Origin of the sequence: Cupriavidus sp. a3 (genome assembly GCF_051015765.1) — a bacterium.
Classification (GTDB): domain Bacteria; phylum Pseudomonadota; class Gammaproteobacteria; order Burkholderiales; family Burkholderiaceae; genus Cupriavidus; species Cupriavidus oxalaticus_A.
In genome coordinates this window covers 1,888,916-1,908,600 of sequence record NZ_CP170643.1, presented here as the reverse complement: position 1 = coordinate 1,908,600, position 19,685 = coordinate 1,888,916, and the positions used below count along the sequence as shown (strand labels likewise).

Annotated in this window: 15 protein-coding genes; 9 read left to right on the top strand and 6 right to left on the bottom strand. The window is 62.2% G+C overall.

The features are described 5' to 3' along the window. Positions 1-60: 60 nt before the first annotated feature. The 6 genes from ACAD63_RS09350 to pcaB all read left to right on the top strand — a co-directional run bounded on the left by ACAD63_RS09350 (position 61) and on the right by pcaB (position 8,124). Positions 61-1,818 carry a dihydroxy-acid dehydratase gene (locus ACAD63_RS09350; protein ID WP_434033822.1) on the top strand — a complete coding sequence of 586 codons (1,758 nt, stop codon included), beginning with the start codon at positions 61-63 and terminating at the stop codon, positions 1,816-1,818. 9 nt (positions 1,819-1,827) lie between these two features. Further along, positions 1,828-2,754 (top strand): 2-hydroxyacid dehydrogenase, encoded by a 927-nt coding sequence (locus tag ACAD63_RS09345; RefSeq protein ID WP_135707022.1) that lies wholly within the window; start codon positions 1,828-1,830, stop codon positions 2,752-2,754. Positions 2,755-3,445: 691 nt separating this feature from the next. Further along, entirely contained in the window at positions 3,446-4,519 is a 1,074-nt protein-coding gene (locus tag ACAD63_RS09340; protein ID WP_135707021.1) for a porin, read from the top strand. 137 nt (positions 4,520-4,656) lie between these two features. Further along, positions 4,657-5,517 (top strand): FAS1-like dehydratase domain-containing protein, encoded by an 861-nt coding sequence (locus ACAD63_RS09335; protein WP_431189925.1) that lies wholly within the window; start codon positions 4,657-4,659, stop codon positions 5,515-5,517. Positions 5,518-5,539: 22 nt separating this feature from the next. After that, entirely contained in the window at positions 5,540-6,730 is a 1,191-nt protein-coding gene (locus tag ACAD63_RS09330) for a CaiB/BaiF CoA transferase family protein (RefSeq protein WP_135707020.1), read from the top strand. A 47-nt stretch (positions 6,731-6,777) separates the two neighbouring features. Then, entirely contained in the window at positions 6,778-8,124 is a 1,347-nt protein-coding gene (gene pcaB / locus ACAD63_RS09325) for a 3-carboxy-cis,cis-muconate cycloisomerase (RefSeq protein ID WP_135707019.1), read from the top strand. A 54-nt stretch (positions 8,125-8,178) separates the two neighbouring features. On the opposite strand, the gene ACAD63_RS09320 is transcribed toward pcaB, so the two are convergent. Beyond that, positions 8,179-9,108: a LysR family transcriptional regulator gene (locus ACAD63_RS09320; RefSeq protein WP_133092874.1), complete on the bottom strand. Its 930-nt coding sequence runs from the start codon at positions 9,106-9,108 to the stop codon at positions 8,179-8,181. A 145-nt stretch (positions 9,109-9,253) separates the two neighbouring features. Here ACAD63_RS09320 and ACAD63_RS09315 point away from each other — a divergent pair, with 145 nt between their 5' ends. Then, positions 9,254-10,225, top strand: coding sequence for a Bug family tripartite tricarboxylate transporter substrate binding protein (locus ACAD63_RS09315; protein ID WP_434033821.1), 972 nt, complete (start codon positions 9,254-9,256; stop codon positions 10,223-10,225). A 1-nt stretch (position 10,226) separates the two neighbouring features. Continuing rightward, positions 10,227-12,266, top strand: coding sequence for a 4-oxalomesaconate tautomerase (locus ACAD63_RS09310; RefSeq protein ID WP_135707017.1), 2,040 nt, complete (start codon positions 10,227-10,229; stop codon positions 12,264-12,266). A gap of 317 nt (positions 12,267-12,583) precedes the next feature. Here the strand turns inward: ACAD63_RS09310 and ACAD63_RS09305 are convergent, their stop codons facing one another. The 5 genes from ACAD63_RS09305 to ACAD63_RS09285 all read right to left on the bottom strand — a co-directional run bounded on the left by ACAD63_RS09305 (position 12,584) and on the right by ACAD63_RS09285 (position 18,150). Then, on the bottom strand, positions 12,584-14,095 hold the full coding sequence (locus tag ACAD63_RS09305) for an efflux transporter outer membrane subunit (protein WP_434033820.1): 1,512 nt from the start codon (positions 14,093-14,095) through the stop codon (positions 12,584-12,586). A 14-nt stretch (positions 14,096-14,109) separates the two neighbouring features. Next, positions 14,110-16,212 carry an FUSC family protein gene (locus ACAD63_RS09300; protein ID WP_434033819.1) on the bottom strand — a complete coding sequence of 701 codons (2,103 nt, stop codon included), beginning with the start codon at positions 16,210-16,212 and terminating at the stop codon, positions 14,110-14,112. 28 nt (positions 16,213-16,240) lie between these two features. Next, positions 16,241-17,278 (bottom strand): multidrug transporter subunit MdtN, encoded by a 1,038-nt coding sequence (gene mdtN / locus ACAD63_RS09295; protein ID WP_434033818.1) that lies wholly within the window; start codon positions 17,276-17,278, stop codon positions 16,241-16,243. A gap of 22 nt (positions 17,279-17,300) precedes the next feature. Continuing rightward, positions 17,301-17,627 (bottom strand): YtcA family lipoprotein, encoded by a 327-nt coding sequence (locus ACAD63_RS09290; protein WP_167884664.1) that lies wholly within the window; start codon positions 17,625-17,627, stop codon positions 17,301-17,303. A gap of 70 nt (positions 17,628-17,697) precedes the next feature. Continuing rightward, positions 17,698-18,150 (bottom strand): MarR family winged helix-turn-helix transcriptional regulator, encoded by a 453-nt coding sequence (locus ACAD63_RS09285; RefSeq protein ID WP_165971418.1) that lies wholly within the window; start codon positions 18,148-18,150, stop codon positions 17,698-17,700. Positions 18,151-18,348: 198 nt separating this feature from the next. Between ACAD63_RS09285 and ACAD63_RS09280 the strand changes: the two genes are divergently transcribed. Next, on the top strand, positions 18,349-19,680 hold the full coding sequence (locus ACAD63_RS09280) for a PLP-dependent aminotransferase family protein (RefSeq protein WP_434033817.1): 1,332 nt from the start codon (positions 18,349-18,351) through the stop codon (positions 19,678-19,680). The last annotated feature ends 5 nt before the right edge of the window (positions 19,681-19,685 follow it).

Genomic DNA, 19,685 nt, shown 5'->3' with positions numbered 1-19,685 from the left:
CGGCATGCGGCAACTCTGCCTTATCGAATTTTCCCGAACATAGGGCCACAAGGTGATCGCATGAGCGAGAACGAAACAAAGAATGGTCGGCCGCTGCGCAGCGCGCGCTGGTTTCGCAAGGATGATCTGCCTGGCTTCGTGCATCGTTCGACTTTGTCGACCGCCGGCTGGAGCCGCGAAGACCTGATGGAGCGCCCCGTCGTGGGCATTCTCAACACCTGGTCCGATATCAACCCGTGCAATCTCAATCTACGCACGCTTGCCGAAGAGGTAAGAGTCGGGATTCTCGAGGCAGGTGGTATCCCGTTCGAGGTGCCGTTGATGTCGATCAGCGAGAACATCATCAAGCCGACCTCCTTCCCGTTTCGCAACCTCCTGGCGATGGAAGCCGAGGAGACCATTCGCGGCTATCCCTTCGATGCGGTGGTGCTGCTCGGCGGATGTGACAAGACGCAGCCGGCACTCCTGATGGGGGCTGCCAGCGCTGGCGTTCCGTTCATATTCCTTGCCAGCGGGCCGGCCACGCCCCGCTCGGCGACTGGCGGAAATCTGGCGAACGCTACCGGTGTCTGGCGTCTGGTCGACCAACTGCGTGCAGGAGAACTCTCGGAAGGCGATTTTGCCGCGTTCGAGCGAAGTGTGATGGGGACGGCCGGCCACTGTGCAGAAATGGGTACCGCTTCTTCGATGGCGGTCATCTGCGAGGCCCTGGGTGTGTCGCTGCCCGGTAGCAGCCTGGTGCCGGCGGTCGACCGGCGTCGTCATCAGCTCGCCCGCGAGGTGGGGCGTCGTAGCGTGCGCATGGCCGCCGATGGCAGCCCCCGCCCGAGCGAGGTTCTCGATGCGAGAGCCTTTGCCAATGCCATTACCCTGCTGTGCGCGGTAGGTGGGTCGACCAACGTCATCATCCACCTGCTAGCGCTGGCCGGCCGCGTCGGCGTACCGCTGACTCTGGAGCGCTTCGACGAGATCGTCAGGCGCGTGCCTCTGATCGCCAACGTCCAGCCCGCCGGTGAACACCTGACTGAGCGACTGATGGCCGCGGGCGGCGTACCGGCCCTGCTCAAGACCCTTGGGCCCTTGCTGCATCTCGATGCGCGCACCGTCGACGGCCGCACGGTCGGCGAGATTCTCGAGACGGCGGAAGTCTTCGATAGCGATGTGATCCGCCCGCTGGACAAACCGGTCAAGCCTGGCGAGACGATGGTCGTGGTCAAAGGCAACCTGGCGCCGGACGGTGCGGTGATGAAGACCTGTGCGGCGAATCCCAAGCTGTTCCGCCATCGCGGCCCGGCGGTGGTGTTCGAAGACGTACAGACGATCGCCGACCAGATCGATAACCCTGAACTCGGCATCGACGAGAACAGCGTGCTCATTCTGCGCAATGCCGGGCCCGTGGGCGCGGCGATGCCGGAGTGGGGCATGCTGCCCCTGCCGCGCCATCTGATGGAGCGCGGCGTGCGCGACATGCTCCGGATCTCGGATGCACGAATGAGCGGTACCGCCTATGGTGCCGCTGTGCTGCATGTTTCTCCCGAGGCTGCGATCGGTGGTCCGCTGGCTCTAGTGCGTGACGGCGACATCATCGAGCTCGACGTCGCCGCGCGGCGACTGCAACTCTGCGTCGAACCGGATGAACTCGAACGTCGGCGCCAAGCATGGCAGGCGCCGCCGTCCCAGCACGTGCGTGGCTACCGCAATCTATATAGCCAACACATCGAGCAGGCTCATCTGGGCTGCGACTTCGATTTTCTCCGTGGCGCCAACAAGGACACCCTTCCCGAGGGGCTGTTCGATGGCTGGGTAGGAGGCTGGTAGGACCTTGGCATGAGTATTCTTTATCGATCAGATGCCCCTCGCGCTGCAGCTTGGGCGCGCTACTTCGCCGAGTACGCACCCGACCTCGACTTTCGTGTCTGGCCCGATGCCGGCGACCTCGCCGAGGTCGAATACCTGATCGCCTGGCAGGCACCGGCGGAGTTCATCGCCAAGCTGCCTCGGCTGAAGGTGTTCTTCTCCTCCGGAGCCGGTGTCGATCATGTCGATTTTTCCGCGCTGTCCGAGCACGTTCCCATTGTCAGGATGGTCGAGCCAGGGATCATCAACGGCATGGTGGAATATGTCAGCCTGGCCGTTCTGGCGCTGCATCGCGACTTCTTCGACTACGTGGCGGCGAAGGCGGCGCGCGTCTGGGATCCGTTGGAGGTACCGCCTGCCTCGGCCCTCACGATCGGCGTGATGGGCATGGGCGCGTTGGGGTGTGCCGTGCTGGAGCGGCTGGCGAGCTACGGCTTCAACCTGCGCGGATGGAACCGCTCCCTGCGTGAGATCGAGTGCGTGGAGAGTTTCGCCGGCCCGGATCAGTTGCAACCCTTTCTCGCAGGGTGCGACGTGCTGATCTGCCTGTTGCCGCTCACCCCGGCCACCAGGGGCATCCTGAACCGCGAACTGTTTTCGCTGCTGCCTGCCGGTGCGGCGCTGATCAATGTCGGGCGCGGTCCGCATCTGGTCGATACGGATCTGCTCGAGGCGTTGGATTCGGGACGGCTATCGCGCGCGATTCTCGACGTGACCGAGCCTGAGCCTCTGCCTGCGGAGCATCCATTCTGGGCCCATCCGCGGGTATTTCTGACGCCCCATGTGGCGAGCATGACCCAGCCCGAATCGGCTGCGCCAATCCTGCTGGAGAACGTTCGTCGACATCAGCGGGGTGAGCCGCTCGCGGACGTTATCGACCGCTGTCGCGGCTATTGAGGTTAGCGGCCCTTGCATGGGTCCAACATAGCGGACAAGGCTGCCCCTGGTGGTGGGAAAGCCCCCATTGCAGCCGCTGCGGCGATAGCCGTTGGCGAGCAGGGGCGACGTGACGAATGTCGGCACCGGCTATGTCTGCTGGACTGGGCTGGTGCGAGAGGGCGCTCGGTCAGTGCTGGCGCAATGCACCCGGGCGAGGAGGCTTCTGCTTCTGTCGGTGGGCTCGGCAACTCCCGTATCAGTGACTTGGTGGCGCCTAGGCTGCAGCTGTGCCAGGATTGATGAGCCTTTCCCAAACTGGAAAAGGTTCGCCCCTCAAAGGCTGGAAGAAGAGATAGGTTCGTCCTCCAGGGTCTGGAGCGTATCTCCCATCCGAACGCGCCCGTTGCGCGTGACCTGCAGGCCTATGTTCGATAGCACAGGCGATACGGTGACGCCGGTGACAGCACCAGTCCGAACGTCGGCGTGCGAAGCTTAGGAGGAGCGCTCAGCAATAGGCCGGCACGATCCCGGCCAGCCTCAGCCCTACGTGGCAACAATCCCTCCTGTTTTGATGCGAGCAATGCATCAATTCATCGAAACATTGCAATTCCCCTCTGCGAGTTGTCTCTGCAAACTGGCGTCAATTCGCCTTTCCCGTTCGCGGGGGCAGGGGAAGGTGACGACAAATAGACCGAAATGGGGAGATAGGATGGGCATCGAGCAAGAACGGAAAAGTCGGTCAAACGGGAAGTTGGCGGCCGGGGCGGTCCTTGGGATTGCAATCACCACTACTGTGCAAGCACAGACTTCGTCCGGAGTAAGCCTGTACGGCATCATCGATACCACTCTTCGCTACTCAAGCAATAACGCGGGCGACAATAAGTTGGCTGCATTAACCGACGGCTATTTCAACGGTTCGCGTTGGGGCATGCGGGGCAACGAGGCGCTCGGAGGCGGATTGTCCGCCATCTTCAATTTGGAGAGTGGCTTTGATCCCTCGACTGGCGTATCGCAGCAAGGCACCGCAACGGCAAACTATGGACAGCAGAGCACCGGCGGTCAGGGGCGTTTGTTTGGAAGGCAGGCATGGGTCGGATTGAACCACGAGCGCTTCGGTAGGCTGACGTTCGGCCGGCAATTCACCACGGGCTACGATGCGACCTCCCGCTTTCAGCCTAACGGTCACCCCAATCTGGACGCAGTCACCATCTTTAACGGCTATACGGGACCGCGCCAAGACAATATGGCGAAATACTTCGGACAATGGGGAGCGCTATCTGCGGGAGCGTATTACACCTTTGGCGAGGTGTCGGGTCATATGAAGCCGAGCTCTAGTTACGGCGCAACTCTTGGCTATAAGCAGGGACCGGTGGACGTCGGTGGTTTCTGGCAGCAGGCCAATGCCCTAACCACGCCTGAGTCGAGAAAAGTCTGGGGCGTGGGTGGCAACTATCAATGGGGGATAGTCAAGCTAACTTTCGGCTATCTCAACAATCGATTCGATGTGAGCCCGACGCGAAACGATGTATTCAGTGGCGGCTTCGCTGTGGCGGCTACCTCTGCTCTCACGCTATCCGTTGCGTCGCACTACGACCGCCAGCGCAATGCCTCCGGCAGCCGCATCATGGTGACCGGCGTCGCGGACTACAACCTTTCAAAGCGGACCGACATTTACGCCGAAATTGATTTCAATCGCATCAACGGTGCCTATGCGCTGCCCACCTTCATGGGAGTGAAAGGCAGCAAAGTCGGCGGTGGCATCGGCTTGCGACATCGCTTCTAGAGCGCTCCATTGTTCTGCCAGGCGGCTAACTGGTGCGCCGGCGATTCAATGTGCCCAACTATTCTTCGATTGATCTAACTCCGCTGGTCCCGCGCGTGAACGGGCATTCGGGCTAGCACAAATGCAAGGAGCCAGCAGTGGACGAACAGGCAATTGACCCCAGGACGTGGATCGGACGCAGCGAGCAGTGGGAGGACACAGTCACTGCCGCGCCGATCGCAGCGCTGCGTGCGACGCTGGATTACCCCGCAGCAGCGCAGACAGCAGGCACTCCATTGCCGCCACTGTGGCATTGGCTGTATTTCCTACCCATGCATCGTCAAAGCGAAATTGGGCACGATGGCCATGCCAAGCGCGGCGGATTTCTACCCCCTGTGCCATTGCCCCGCCGCATGTGGGCAGGCGGCCAATTCGAGTTTCGCCATCCACTTCGGGTGGGCGACAAGATCCAGCGCACCTCCATCATCGACGATGTTACAAGCAAGGAGGGGCGGACCGGGAAGTTAGTATTTGTAAAAGTGCGTCACGAGATCCGCGTGATCGGTACTGCGGAACCGGCGTTAGTGGAGTTTCACGACATCGTTTACCGAGAGGCACAGCAGTCTGGCGAGGCGCCTGTCATGCCCCAGGCGGCGCCCGCGGAAGCGGCTTGGCAGCGCCAAATTGTTCCGGACGACGTGTTGCTGTTCCGCTATTCGGCCCTGACTTTCAATGGGCATCGCATCCACTATGACCGCCGCTACGTGACAGAGGTCGAAGGCTACCCCGGCTTGATTGTCCACGGCCCGCTGATCGCTACGTTGCTACTGGATCTGCTGCAGCGTGAATTGCCCCAGGCCGAGGTCGCCAGCTTTCGATTCCGTGCGGTGCGCCCGACCTTCGACCTGCATCCCTTCCGGGTCAGCGGTCAACCGCAGTCTGACGGCAAAACAGTTCGCTTGTGGGCATCGGACCACGAGGGCTGGCTGACCATGGACGCCACGGCAGTCCTTCGCTGATTTCGCTTTACGGAAGATCCTGATGCAACCCCTCAAAGACATCACGGTTGTCACATTTGAACACGCGATTGCGGCGCCTTTTGCCACGCGCCAGCTTGCCGATCTGGGTGCACGAGTTATTAAGATCGAGCGGCCTGGGGTCGGCGATTTCGCCCGTGGTTATGATGAGCGGGTCCGTGGCCTGGCCTCGCATTTCGTCTGGACAAACCGCTCGAAGGAAAGCCTGACGCTCGATGTCAAGCACCCGGCCGCGGCTGGCGTATTACAGCGTTTGATTGAGGAAAAGGCGGACGTGGTGGTTCAGAACCTCGCACCAGGCGCCGCAGCACGGCTTGGTCTCGGCTACGAAACGCTTTCCGCCGTCAAGCCCCAAATCATTGTGTGTGATATTTCGGGCTATGGCGACAACCCGGAGAATCCCGGACCATACCGCGACAAGAAGGCCTATGACCTTCTCGTTCAGAGCGAAGCCGGATTTCTGTCCGTGACGGGGACGCCTGAGGTGCCTTGCAAGGCTGGGCCTTCCATTGCCGATATTGCCGCCGGCATGTATGCCTACACAAACATTCTGGCCGCTCTGTTACAACGCAATCAGACGGGCCGAGGGCAACGTATTGACATCTCCATGCTAGAGGCGCTGGCGGAATGGAATAGTTACCCTCTCTACTACGCGTTTGACGGGGCACAGCCGCCGCAGCGCACGGGCGCAAGCCACGCCACAATCTACCCCTATGGACCGTTTCCGGCTGGCGATGGGGCGACAGTAATGTTGGGGTTGCAGAACGAGCGGGAATGGGCAAGCTTCTGCAACACGGTGCTCCAGCGGCCCGAACTGATCGAAGATCCCCGCTTTAGCTCAAACTCCAGACGCGTGGCCGAGCGCACTGCACTGAGGCAGATCATCGTAGATGCCTTTTTGCCTCTAAGCGGTGCTCAAGTGGTGCAGCGACTGGAGTTAGCCCAGATCGCTAATGCCAGCGTCAATGACATGCAGGGGGTGTGGGAGCATGCTCAACTCAAGGCGCGCGGCCGCTGGACTGAAGTCGACTCGCCCAAGGGCATGCTGCCCGCTCTCTTGCCCCCGGGGACCTGGAACGAAGGGCCGCGTATGGATCCGATACCGGCACTTGGTCAGCACACCGACACAATTCTCGCGGAGCTTGGATATGCCTCCGACGAAATCGCCATGATGCGCGCTGATAGCGTTGTGTAACGCGCTGGCCTAGCGCACCATACATGTGACCAACGGAGACGTAACCTATGGCTTCCACCATCATTGATTCCCGCATTTTTGGCGACATGTTTAGCGACGCGCGCATGCGCGAAGTGTGGTCCGATGAAAACCGCACGGCTAAATACCTGGACATCGAGCGCGCGTTGGCAAAAGTGCAAGGTGAGCTTGGCATCATCCCGCAGGAAGCGGCCGACGAGATCGTCAAGAATTGCGAACTTTCCCAAATTGACTGGGTTAAGCTCAAGGCAAAGACCGAACAGATCGGATATCCGATTATCGCGGTGGTCAACCAGATCAACGCGAACTGCCGAGATGGGCTTGGCGAATTCTGCCATTGGGGCGCCACCACCCAGGACATTACCGACACAGCGGCGGTGTTGCAGATGCGCGAGGGCCTGGCACTGATCGAGTCGGACCTCGAGGACATCGCTGACGCGCTTGCAACGCTGGCGAAGCAGTACCGCGACACGCCGGTGATCGGTCGGTCCAACCTGCAACAAGCCACCCCTATTACGTTCGGCTACAAGATGGCCAGCATCCTTGCCGGCATCGAGCGCCACCGCGAGCGGCTGCAGCAGTTGAAGCCGCGAGTGCTGATGGGTGAGTTCGGCGGCGCATCCGGTACGCTTTCCTCGTTGCAGACGGGAGCCATGGAAACCCAGGCTGCGTTGATGAAGGAACTTGGGCTGGCGCAGCCACTGATCTCCTGGCACACGGTGCGCGATACGATTGCCGAAGTGGGCGCGTTTCTCGGACTCGTCGGCGGCTCGCTCGGCAAGATCGCCATGGACGTGAAGCTCATGATGCAGACTGAAGTTGCCGAGGTGTTCGAACCCTTTGCGCCGGGGCGCGGCTCTTCATCAACCATGCCGCAGAAGCGCAACCCGATTTCGTGCCTGTACATCCACGCCAACATCTCGGTTGCACGGCAGCACGCGGCGGCCCTGATGGATGCGATGGTGGCTGACCACGAGCGTTCAACAGGCCCGTGGGAGATCGAATGGGTATCCCTACCGGAGATCTTTTGCCTGATTTCCGGTGCCCTGAAGCAGGCGAAGTTCGTGTTGCAGGGCTTGGAGGTGGACGCGGCTCGCATGCGCGCGAATATCGACATGACAAACGGGCTGGTTATGTCTGAGGCGGTGATGATGGGCCTGGGACCATATATTGGGCGCGAATACGCGCACGATCTGGTCTATGACCTTTGCCGCGAGGCCATTGCCAACAACCGACCGTTGATCGACATCCTCGCGGCACATCCGGAAGTAAGCAGCCACGTGTCACGCGCACAACTCGAGGCCATGTGCGATCCACGCAACAATGTTGGCCAAGCCGGCGTAATGGTCGACAGGGTACTGGCTAGCCGGCGCTAAGACGCACTGCCAAGACGAGCATGCCGGCCTGCCGGCATGCCGCGGGCCAAAATACTATTTGCCACGCCGTTTGCCGGCGGGCGCGCCACGTCTTGGTCGTGTTTCGCAAAGGAAGTCGTAGAGCTGCTGCGCGGCAGGTGTTAAGGATCGGCTCTTGCGGCGTATTAACCCAATTTTGCGCGTCACGACCGGGTCGGTTAGTGGAACACTAACTAGAAGCGGATGGTCTGGACCTGGCATGGCGATCGATGGCACCGCTGCGATGCCAAGGCCGGCTTCGACCAGGCCCAAGGTCGTGGTGACGTGCTGTGTCTCATAGATACTCTGCGGCAATCCTGACACGTTGGATAGCGCCTGATCGAGGAGCAGCCGGTTGCCGGAAGCTTTGCTGACCGAAATGTAGTCGTAGCCGGCGAGGTCTGCCCAGGTCACTTGCCGTCGCTGCGCCAGTGGATGATCGCGACGACAGGCCGCAACGAAGCGTTCTTCCAGCAAGGGCCTGAATTCAATGTCCGGCTCTTGGCCTCCCACGAAATCGATGCCGAAATCTGCTTCACTGCGCGACACCGCTGACAGCACCTCGTTCGCGCTGGCATCCAGAATCTTTACCCGAATCTTCGGATACTGCGCATGGTAGCGCGAGATGACTTGCGGCAAGAAGTAATAGACCGTCGACGGTACGCAAGCAATAGTCACTTCCCCCATCCGCGTCGTCGTCACTCCGCGTATGCCGAGCAGTGCCTGATCCAGTTCGTCAAGTATCTCCTTTACCTTACGGTCGAAATCCCGGCCGACGGTCGTCAGGCTCACCCGGCGGGTGGTGCGGTCGAGCAAGCGCACCCCCAATGCCTCTTCAAGCTTGTCTATGCGGCGGCTAAAGGCCGGCTGCGAGACGTTCAGGGAGTTAGCCGCCTTGCGGAAGCTATTCAGCTCGGCAACGGCACGAAATGCCTGCAAATCATTGAGGTTGAAGTTGATGGTCATTGCACTTTCCCGAGCTTCATCACTGATACCTATTGTGCATCAATTGATCCTAAAAATTCAATTCTCTAAATGACGGGGAACTACGAACATACCGAGGCGGCTCCACTAGGCCGACCATTAAAACCACATCATATGGAGCAGACAGATGCAATCATCCAAGCGACTTTTGCTGTGCAGCATTGCGATCGCGGCAGCACTTGGGAGCGCCAGCTCCTTCGGGGCGTTCCCTGAAAAGAGAATTTCGCTGGTAGTGCCCACCGCAGCGGGAGGCGCTAATGACGCCATGGCGCGGGTAGTTGGCCAAGCAATGTCGACGATCCTCAAGCAGACAATCGTGGTCGACAACAAAGCGGGGGCGAACGGGGCGATTGCCAGTGAGTTTGTCATGCGTGCCCCACCGGACGGGTACACCTTGCTACTCGGCTACGTGGCGACACATGCCATGAATCCTGCTTTGCAGAAGCTTCGGTACGATCCCGTTAAGGATTTTGTACCGGTCGGCATGGTTGGTTCTTCGGCAATAGTGATGGTCGTCAATCCGAACCTGAAGGCCAACGATGCCAAGGGAGTCGTGACGCTACTCAAAGCAACGCCAGGAAAGATCAGTTACGCCTCGGCGGGCAATGGAACCGCTCCGCATTTTGCCGCGGAAATGTTCAAACTCTCGACCGGCACCGAGATGCTTCATGTGCCGTATAAGGGATCAGCTCCGGCGATTAATGACACAGTTGCCGGGCAGACACAAGTGATGTTTCCGAGTCTTTTCACCGCATTGCCCCAGTTGAAGAACGGCAAGCTGAAGGCGGTCGGGATTGCAGGCAGCAAGCGCTCTTCGCTGATGCCAGACTTGCCCACGCTGAAGGAGCAAGGGATCAATGACGTCGATGTCTCCCAGTGGTACGCCATCTTCGCACCCGCGAACACGCCAGCACCCGTCGTAGAGGCACTGAACAAGGCATTAAACCAGGCGTTAAAGGACAAGACTGTTGTCCAGCGTTTGGAGGGACAAGGCGCAGAGGTTACGGCCATGTCCACGGCCCAGATGCGAACATTTATTCAGGAGGAACAGGTCAAGTGGAAGAAAGTAGTGCAGGCGGCAAAACTGAAGGCGGACTGAGATGAGCAAGACGATTCCTTGCGTGCTGATGCGAGCCGGCACCTCGCGTGGACCGTTCTTTCTGCGAGAGTGGCTGCCGGAAAGCGTAGAGGCTCGTGACCAGGCGTTGATCGGTGCCATCGGTGCCTCCGACCCGCTTCAACTGGACGGGGTGGGCGGCGGTAGCACGCTGAACAGCAAGGTGGCGATTGTTTCGCGATCCACGCAACCCGGCTGTGACCTTGACTACCTGTTCGTACAGGTAGGAGTGGGCAACTCCTCGGTGGACACCCGGCCGAACTGCGGCAATATGCTTTCCGGAGTCGCCCCCTTTGCGATCGAGCAAGGACTGGTTGCCGCCCAACTCGGCTCAACCCGCGTACGCGTTCACAACGTCAATACGGGGTCACGAATCGATGTGACGGTCCGCACGCCTGACGGTCGGGTCACCTATGACGGCGACACTCGAATCGATGGCGTTGCGGGGACGGGTTCACCCATCCTGCTCGATTTCGTCGATGCGTGGGGCGCAGTGACCGGAAAGGTCTTTCCGACGGGCAACCGCGTTGATCTGATTGACGGCGTCGAAGTGACTTGTATCGATGCGGCGATGCCATTGATGCTCGTCCGGGCACGCGACCTCGGTGTCAGTGGACGCGAGGCGCCGGCCACGCTCGACAATGACCCGACACTGCTTGCGCGTCTGGAAGCGCTGCGCTTGCAGGCTGGGGAATTGATGGGCCTGGGCGATGTCTCGGACAGCGTTATTCCAAAGCCAGTCCTGGTCAGCCCTGGCGATTCACCGGACAGTATTACGTCGCGCTACTTTACGCCTCGCAAATGTCATGCGTCGCATGCCGTCACCGGCGCCATCGGCGTTGCCAGCGCATTTGCGTTACCTGGAACGGTTGCTAGCCAATTGACCCGATTGCCCGGCCGCCACGCACTTGTCGTCTTGCACCCAGCGGGACGGATCGAAGTGGAGGTGGAATTGGAGGGGGAGGGCGCTGCGGCTACTGTAACAAGAGCGGCCCTCGTTCGAACGGCACGCAAGATCATAGAAGGCCAGCTCCATCTGCCCGATTATGTCTTCTCGCGGCCGGAAGGCAGCCGAGTAAAGCAGGCATCGTCTCGGCATTCACTGCGGATCATCGTACCTACCCGTGCCGGGGGTGGCAACGATCTTGTGGCGCACCTTATTGGCCCCAGGCTTGGACGACTGCTGGGACATGATGTCATCATCGATAACCGTCCCGGTGCCAACGGCGGCATTGCCTGCGAGTTCGTGGCGCGGGCAGAACCCGATGGTCAGACGCTCTTGCTCGGCTATATTGGAACTCATTCGATGAATCCGGCCCTGCAACCCGTCGGGTACGATCCGGTTTCCTCTTTTTCTCCGGTCGGGCTTATAGGATCGTCCCCAATATTGTTGGTGGCGAATCCAATGCAAACGCCGCTTGATCTGGGTACGCTGGTCGCCCACATGAAGCGCGAGCCTGGAAGGTTTCGCTACGCGTCCGCAGGGGACGGTACACCGCCACACTTTGCCGCAGAGCTTTTCCAACTGGCCACTGGTACTTCGATGCGCAGTACTACCTTCGAAGGCGCTGCGCCAGCCATCGCGTCGACCATTGACGGACGGACACAGGTTATGTTCGCCAGCCTGCTGACAGCATATCGGCCAGTGGGTGCCGGTCAGTTGCGAGCCCTGGCAGTCGCCGGACCAAAACGCCTGCCAGTGCTGCCAGAAGTACCGACGCTTGCGGAGTTGGGCGTTAGGGGCATGGAATTGACTCAGTGGTATGGTCTGTTTGCCCCCGCGGGAACCGCTGCCGCGATGGTGGAACAGCTCAATGGCGCCTTGGCCGAAGTCCTACGGGATCCAGAGGTCAAAGCGGGCTTCGAGAGTTACGGCGCAGCCCCCGAGCCGGGCGGTCCTGAACTGCTCGCAAGACGGGTGGAGACTGAACTAGAGCGCTGGCAGCGCATTGTTAAGGTGTCAGGTCTTGCGCCGTCGTCGATCGACGGTGACCCAGTGCAACAGTTTCTGGAGCCTTGCTAAAACCAAACTGCCGCGCAAGGGTGGTGGTTGGCAGCCGATGTGGTGCTTGAAACCGGGCACGCTCGTAAATTGCTTGCCAACTGCGGCCATACCGGACACTCATTTCAGCATCAAGTGCAGCGCACCGTGCGACAGCGGTTCCTTCAACGGGCTGATCGATGCCCGCCGCCAGGACCCGGTCAGTGGCTCGTCGCCGCTGCGGTCCTACCGCTGCCGCGTGGAGCGCGAGGCTGCCTTCGATATCCAGCGCAGGCCGTGGGAGGGCTTTCGGCCGTTCCGCGTGATCGCACTGCACAAGGAAGCGGTCGTGCCGGTTGTCAGTCAGGCTTCGCCTCGCGATCTTTGCCCTCACCCTGCGCAATGTAGCCGCCTCCCAGCACCGTCGACAGCGTGACTGCCGCCTGGAGATGCCGGTTGCGGATCTCGACGGCCTGGCTTTGCTCCATCAGTACTGGCAGCATGGCCTCTCGCGCGGTGGCCTTGTCGAGCAGGCCCTGCCGATATTGGGCGGCGGCGCTGTCGGAGGCAAAGACCGCTGCCTTCAGCTTGCCTGCCTGCAATGTCTGCTGGTGGTCCAGGCTGTCCAGTTCAAGGCCGGCCTGTGCGACTTCACGCACGGCATTCAATACCGACTCGTTGTACTGGGCGATCAGCAGATTGCTCTGGGAGCGCGTCGCAGCGAGGTTGGCATTTAGCCGTCCGCTGTCGAAGATCGGCAGACTCAGTCCTGGGATCAGGTTGACCTGGCGGCTCGCTTTGCGCAGCAGATCGGACATGTGCAGCGAGTCCAGCCCGATGAACGCGCGAATATCGAAGCTCGGATAGAACGCTGCCCTCGCCGCGTCGATCTGATCCATCGACGACTGCACGTACCAGCGCATCGCCTGCAGGTCCGGCCGGCGGGCGAGCAGTTCATAGCCAAGCGAGGCCGGCACGCCAGCGGCGCCGTCCGGCAGCGGCCGTTGCGTGATCGCGGGCAAGCCGTCCGGCCCGGCGCCCGTCAACTGTCGCAGTATTTCATGCAGCGTGCGAATGCGCGTCTGCGCGGAGTCGATCTGCTGGTCGAGTTGGAGACGCTGGGCCTCGGCGCCTGCCACCTGTGTGCGAGCCACCAGGCCGCGCGTGGTGCGGGCCTGGCTGGCCTCCAGCTGTTCCTGCCGGATGCCCCGTGCCTTCACCAGCAGGTCGTGCAGGGCATAGGTGGTCTGGATCTCGTAGTAGACGTGAACCACCTGCGACGACAGCACCAGAGCCGCCTGCGCAGCCTCGGCCTGGCGGGCCCGCGCGACGCCCATCGCGGCATTGACGCGAGACCGGTCTTTGCCCCAGAGGTCGACCGAGTATGTGGCACCCAGGCCGATGGTGCCTTCGGTGTACCACGGACCCGTGGTGCCCAGCGCAGGGTTGGTGTGGGCGAAAGGCCCGAGGAAGCCGTTCTCCGACACGCTCTGGCGGTTGACCGATGCGGACAGTCCGACCAGCAGCCCGGTCGATGCATCGACCAGTTTCGCCTGCGCGCGGCTGGCGTCGACACGCGCCGTGGCCACTGCCATCGTGGGCGAATCCCGCAATGCGCGATCCACCAGCGCATCGAGCTGGTCGTCGTTGCAGGCCTTCCACCATTGCGCGGACGGCCAGTCGGCCTGCGGGAGCTCGGCGTCCTGCGCCATGCGGATCTGTTCGGGGGCAATCTGTGCCGCCGGGGCCGTGTCCTCGCGAATCAGCGCGCAGCCGGCGGTGGCCAGTAGCAGCGAGATGGCTGCCGCGGTCGCGGCAAGCCGTGTGGCGAAATGATGTTGCCTTGAGCGATGCGTTGTGCGGGTGTTCATGGTCCCCTCGTCAGTCAATGGACCGGCGCCGGCGGGCAGCGGTCGAGTTGTGCGATGCGCTCGTCGAGCACGCGCGCGGCCTGCAGGATTTCACCCAGTGATCCAGTCGATGCCGCACCGGCGCCGATGATGTCGGCAGGCAGGGCAGGGATTACGTCGGCTGCATGCCACGCCGGTTCGTCGGGATGTTCGAATTGGCCAGCGATACGTTCCAGCCGCACTGCAACGTGCTCGAGCCAGGCCCGGAACGCATCGGCAGTCGCATGCGGCAGGACCGGCCCCGCGCTTTCCACCTGGGCATAGAGCCAGTTGACCGAGAAAAGGATCTCCTGCGTTTGCGCCAAGGCCGTAGTGACTTCGGGCGTAACAGCGTCGTGCGCGTACTGCCAGCCCGGTTCCAGCGCCACGCGTGCCTGCATTTCCTTGTTCTGCGTCAGCAGCGACCAGCCGCGCAGGCGGGCCTTGTCGATGGCATCGCGCCGGGTCCGGCGGTCTGCGGCTTGCCCGGCGCGTGCCACGTCGGCGACGCTGCGCAGCAGCCGCGCCAGCAGGCGCATGAGCGCATCGCCTTCGCGCTCAGGCCAGAGCACGGTCGAGATGGCGATCGACACCCCGACACCGATCAGGATGCCGATCATGCGGTCGCGGATCTCGGTCAGGTCCGTGGTCGGCCCGAAACGGCCAAGCTGCGACAGTGCAAAGGCAAAGACGAACTGGACACCGATGTAGTTGGTGCGCGGCGAGCCGGCGGCGATCCAGGCGCCAATGGCGATCACCGGCAGCGTCACTGCCAGCAGCCCCGTGATGGTATCGAGGTGCGGCATGATGAAGACGGCCGTCGCCAGGGCCACGACGCTGCCCAGCGCGCAGCCAACGACGCGCGTCAGTCCTTTGTGCGAGGTCGCGCCGAGGCTTGGCAGCGCAAGGATGAAGCAGGTCAGCATCGAGGTATGGATGCCGGGCCATTGGACCGCGGTATAGAACACATAGCAAAGCACGGCCCCCAGCACGGTCTTCAGCGCGAAGCGGCCATATGCCCCGTTGGTGAAGGCATCGCGGGCAATCCATCCCTCTTTGCTCTGTGGCGCGGCCGCCGGCGGCAATTCGGCTTCGCCGATTGCCTGCAGTGCATGTCCCATTTCGCGCAGCACGGTGTCGAGCGGGCCAGCAACCGGCCGGGTGCCGGCAAGGTCCGGGTCGCAAGTGAATGGCGTGTCATCGGCAAGCGACGTGCGCAACGCCCGGCAGTGCGACTGCAACGCGACGATCTGTTCGTCCTGCTCCGGCGAGAGTGCGGTCAACGGCAGCCTCGACAGGTGCGAGGCTGCGGTATGCAGGCGGTCGATGGCCGCGACGCGCGCAAGGTGATACGCACGGTCGCGCTGCCATGCCTGGTCGCCCTGGACCGCAAAGGCCAGGTGACGATGCAGCAGCAGCACGGCTCGCGCAACGGATTCCGTGCCGAGCGGCCGAGCGGCCGTATGGGTGCGGTGGGCCTCGAGTTGCGCGAGTACGTGATCGATCTGGCGGCGCATCTCCTCGGTCAGCAGGCGGGCAGGGCGGCTCGGCAGGAACAGGAAGTTGACCGTGATTGTCAGCAGGATCGGATACGTGATCGCGATCCATACCCACAGCAGCGCGCGGACCAGCGCCTCGGGACTCATGGACTGGTCGACGAAGCTCTGGAAATAAAAGACGAAGAGCGCGAGCAGGTAACCCATTGCGCCCAGCTTGCTGATGCGCATGAAATACATGCCGCAGAACGCGAGCGCGCAGGCGGCGAGAATTCGCAGCAGCGGATAGTTGATGGTGAACTTCAACAGCAGCAGGCCGGCGACCACCGCGATGGTCGTGCCGATCAGCATGACGATGCCGGACAGCCGGGTCAGCACGGTATTTTCCTGCGCGGTGAAGAACACCATGACCAGCGAGAGCGGCAGGAAAGGCACCTGCAAGGCCATCGATATCACGACGACGAGCGTGGTGCTCAGCAGGAAGCGCCATAACGCCTCCACGCGCCCGGGAAACGGCGCCAACTCGGCGCGAAGCCATGCGGGCACTACTGCCAGTACGGAGGCAAGGACCTCGCGCTGGTGATCGGCTGCTTGTATGTTCATGGCATTGCTCGTGATGGGATAGCAGAGATCAAGCGTCCGGCGTCAGGATCGCCACGGCCGAGGCGCCGATACGAAAGACGACCGGGTCGGGCTTTTCAACCAGGATGCGGACCGGGAAGCGCTGGGCCACGCGCACCCAGTTGATCGATCGGGGCACGTGCGGCAGGCCGCCGGCGTCGGCGCCACCATCGTCGGGGAACACTCCGTAGCCAACCGATTCCACCACGCCGCGAAAGCGCTTGTCCGCCTGGCCCAGGACGTAGACCTGCGTCTTCTCGCCGGGCCTGATATTTGCCAGGTCGGATTCGCGGAAATTCGCCACCACATACCAGCGCGTGGTGTTGGCCAGCGTGAATACGGGATGGCCCGCACCGGCGAATTGACCGGCCGAGGTCTTGAGGTTGACCACAATGCCGTCGAACGGTGCGCGCACGGTCGCGTATTCCAGATTGAGTTCGGCCAGCGCGATTTCCGCCCGCACCACGTCGCGCTTGGCGACCAGCGCGTCGACACCGCTGATGCCGGCGGTGGCGCGCTGCGCATCCAGCACGGCGGCATTCAATTGCGCCTGCGCGGAGCGGCGGGCAGTGCGTGCCTGGTCGACCTGTTCAGCGGCCACGTACTCGCTGCCCAGCAGCGGCTCCATGCGTGCCAGCGTGTCTTTGGCCTGCTCGGCGGCCGCACGTGCGCGCTCGACGCTGGCGCTGGCCGAGGCCGCACCGAGCTTCTGCGCGTTGACGGAGCGCTGGGTCAGCTCGATCTCGCGGTCGAGCGCGGTCAGCGTGGCCCGCGCCTTCTCCAGTTGCGCCTCGAACGGGCGCGGGTCGAGCCGGAACAGCACGTCGCCGCGTTTCACGGCCTGGTTGTCCTTGACGGCCAGTTCGACGATACGGCCGCTGACCTCCGGCGCCACGTTGATGGTGTCCGCATAGGCGTAGGCATCGTCGGTGCGTGGCGCGGTATCAAGCCGCCAGACGACCACGATCGTCAGCGCGATAGCCGCCAGGGTCAGCAATATCGCCAGGGCACGGCCATGGCGGACTCGGTTTGAAGTGTCTTCAGGCATGGCCTTGCTCCGTACGCTTGAATCAGTTCTGGAAGAAAATCAGCCACCCGGTCAGCGCAAGGACCACCGTCAGCGCGCCGTAGGCCAGGGGCAGGAAGGGGGTGCCGGAAGGCAGCACGCGCCCCGTCGCACGCAAGATCGCGTGGAGCACTGCCGTGCCGGCGATAGCGCCCACGATGCAGAACAGCCAGTCAGGGAAGTACGCGCCCAGCACGCCGATCGACGGCGCGGTGGCGCAACCGCCCAGCATCGCGCATACCAAAGACACCCCGACGAGGGCGAGCGTCGCGCTGCATTGCCGGGCGTGTGGAGCGTTGCGTGAATCCTTGGGGATCAGGTGGGTTTTCATCGGCGTTCACATCGTTGGATGCCATGTGCGATGGCTGACTATTGCCTAGGCAATATATTGATCAAAAAAATTATTCCTGGGCCAGCATGCGTTCGAGCATCGACTCGAGCAGGGCCAGCTCGCTTGCGCTGTAGCCGCCGAAATAGCGGTCGATGACGGTCGTCGACGCCGCCAGCAGCTCGGGAAATGTCGCTCTTCCTGGCTCGGTCAGCTCCAGCTTGTTGGCTCGGCGGCTGTCTGGGTGCGGCACGCGGCACACCAGTCGCTTTTGCTCGAGCCGGTCGATCATGCGGGTCATGGCTCCCGGCGTATAGGACAATTCCTTGCAGAGCTGCGCCGCGGTATCCGCGCGGTCGTACCACAGCGCGGCCAGAATCACATATTGGGCGGCGGTGACCCCGAACGGCTCCAGTTCCTTGTCCAATGCCACTACGAGCCGGCTCTCGCTTCGGTGGAGCAAGCGTCCGACGTGCGCGCGCTGCTCGTAGGAGGTGATGTCCTTCTTCATGGTGGGGGCGGTCATGATTGGCATTGGTCTGGATAGTACATTGCCTAGGCAATATGTGAGCGTGCAGTTCTGGCAATGGTGCATTTCGATATCCGTCATGGTTGCGCGCCGTCACTCTGTCCGGCGTGTCCCCCAGGGTTGCCTGACCCGTTGCGTTGCGCCGCATCGGCGTAGTGCCGATAATTGGGGCCGCAACAATGGTGATGAAGAACAATGCCCCGACTCCGTTACAAGGAAGTAGTGGACCGGTTCGCCGACGATATACGCGAAGGCAGGCTAAGTCCCGGGACCAGGCTGCCGACGCATCGCGACCTGGCGGCTGGAGAGGGTCTGGCTCTGGTGACGGCCACGCGGGTCTACGCGGAGCTTCACGCGATGGGACTGGTGAGCGGGGAAGCGGGCCGCGGCACCTTCGTCAAGGAGGTGCTTCCCGCCGGACAAGGCGTCGACCTGCCTGCCTGGAGCGCAGACACGGTGGATCTCAGCTTCAACAATCCGTCGATGCCCGGCCAGACCGATCTGCTGCGCGCCGCCTTGCGCAGGCTGGCCGGGGCAGGCGATCTGGAGGCGCTGCTTCGATACCATCCTCATGGCGGACGGGAACACGAACGGGCGATCATGGCCCGCCACCTTGGCAGCCGGGGCGTGCCAGCGACAGCAGCGACCACGGTATTGGTGAGCGGCGCGCAGCACGGGCTGACCGCCGCGGCCATGGCGCTGCTGGATCCCGGCGACGTGGTAGCCGTCGATGCACTGACTTATCCGGGATTCAAGCTCGCGGCTGACGCATGCCGGCTCGAACTCGTGCCGATTCCCGCCACGGCACGCGGGCCGGACCTCGATGCGCTCGCAGGCATATGCCGCCGCCGGCGGGTACGGGCCATTTATACGATGCCGACGCTTCATAACCCGCTCGGATGGGTGATGAGTATGCGACGCCGCGCTGAACTGGTCGCGATCGCACGCCAGCACGGGCTGACCCTGATCGAAGACGGCGCCTATGCATTTCTGGCAGAGGGCGCTCCGCCGCCTCTGGCTGCATTGGCGCCGGAAGCGACGGTTTATGTGTCTGGCCTGTCAAAAAGTGTTGCTACCGGACTTCGCGTCGGAATGGTATGCGCGCCGCGAGAATGGATTCCGAAGCTGGAACGCACCATCCGGGCCACGACGTGGACAACGCCCGCTGTCATGACAGGGATTGCCTGCGGCTGGCTCGAGGATGGCACCGTGGCAAGACTTGAGGCCGAGAAACGGAGGGACGCCAATCTGCGACAGCGCGTAGTTGGCGATGTGCTCGGACATCTGAAGCCCGTTCGTCACGCCAACTCTTACTTCGTCTGGCTGCCAATGCCCAAAAACGTTCGCGCGGATGCCGTCGCCAAGGCATTGCTGCAGGAGCGCATCTCCGTGTCGACCGCGCATCCTTTCGCGGCATCGAACCCTGTGCCTCATGCCATCCGCCTGGCACTTGCCTCGGTGCCGCTCGAAGCGCTGAGGCAATCTCTGGAGATCGTCGACAAGGTCGTGGCGGACCAGGGAGACTGAACACA

Excerpts from the sequence above, each read along its gene's own strand:
- ACAD63_RS09350 (WP_434033822.1), top strand. The coding sequence starts at position 61 with ATGAGCGAGAACGAAACAAAGAATGGTCGGCCGCTGCGCAGCGCGCGC.
- ACAD63_RS09345 (WP_135707022.1), top strand. The coding sequence starts at position 1,828 with ATGAGTATTCTTTATCGATCAGATGCCCCTCGCGCTGCAGCTTGGGCG.
- ACAD63_RS09340 (WP_135707021.1), top strand. The coding sequence starts at position 3,446 with ATGGGCATCGAGCAAGAACGGAAAAGTCGGTCAAACGGGAAGTTGGCG.
- ACAD63_RS09330 (WP_135707020.1), top strand. The coding sequence starts at position 5,540 with ATGCAACCCCTCAAAGACATCACGGTTGTCACATTTGAACACGCGATT.
- pcaB (WP_135707019.1), top strand. The coding sequence starts at position 6,778 with ATGGCTTCCACCATCATTGATTCCCGCATTTTTGGCGACATGTTTAGC.
- ACAD63_RS09320 (WP_133092874.1), bottom strand. The coding sequence starts at position 9,108 with ATGACCATCAACTTCAACCTCAATGATTTGCAGGCATTTCGTGCCGTT.
- ACAD63_RS09315 (WP_434033821.1), top strand. The coding sequence starts at position 9,254 with ATGCAATCATCCAAGCGACTTTTGCTGTGCAGCATTGCGATCGCGGCA.
- ACAD63_RS09310 (WP_135707017.1), top strand. The coding sequence starts at position 10,227 with ATGAGCAAGACGATTCCTTGCGTGCTGATGCGAGCCGGCACCTCGCGT.
- ACAD63_RS09305 (WP_434033820.1), bottom strand. The coding sequence starts at position 14,095 with ATGAACACCCGCACAACGCATCGCTCAAGGCAACATCATTTCGCCACA.
- ACAD63_RS09300 (WP_434033819.1), bottom strand. The coding sequence starts at position 16,212 with ATGAACATACAAGCAGCCGATCACCAGCGCGAGGTCCTTGCCTCCGTA.
- mdtN (WP_434033818.1), bottom strand. The coding sequence starts at position 17,278 with ATGCCTGAAGACACTTCAAACCGAGTCCGCCATGGCCGTGCCCTGGCG.
- ACAD63_RS09290 (WP_167884664.1), bottom strand. The coding sequence starts at position 17,627 with ATGAAAACCCACCTGATCCCCAAGGATTCACGCAACGCTCCACACGCC.
- ACAD63_RS09285 (WP_165971418.1), bottom strand. The coding sequence starts at position 18,150 with ATGACCGCCCCCACCATGAAGAAGGACATCACCTCCTACGAGCAGCGC.
- ACAD63_RS09280 (WP_434033817.1), top strand. The coding sequence starts at position 18,349 with ATGCCCCGACTCCGTTACAAGGAAGTAGTGGACCGGTTCGCCGACGAT.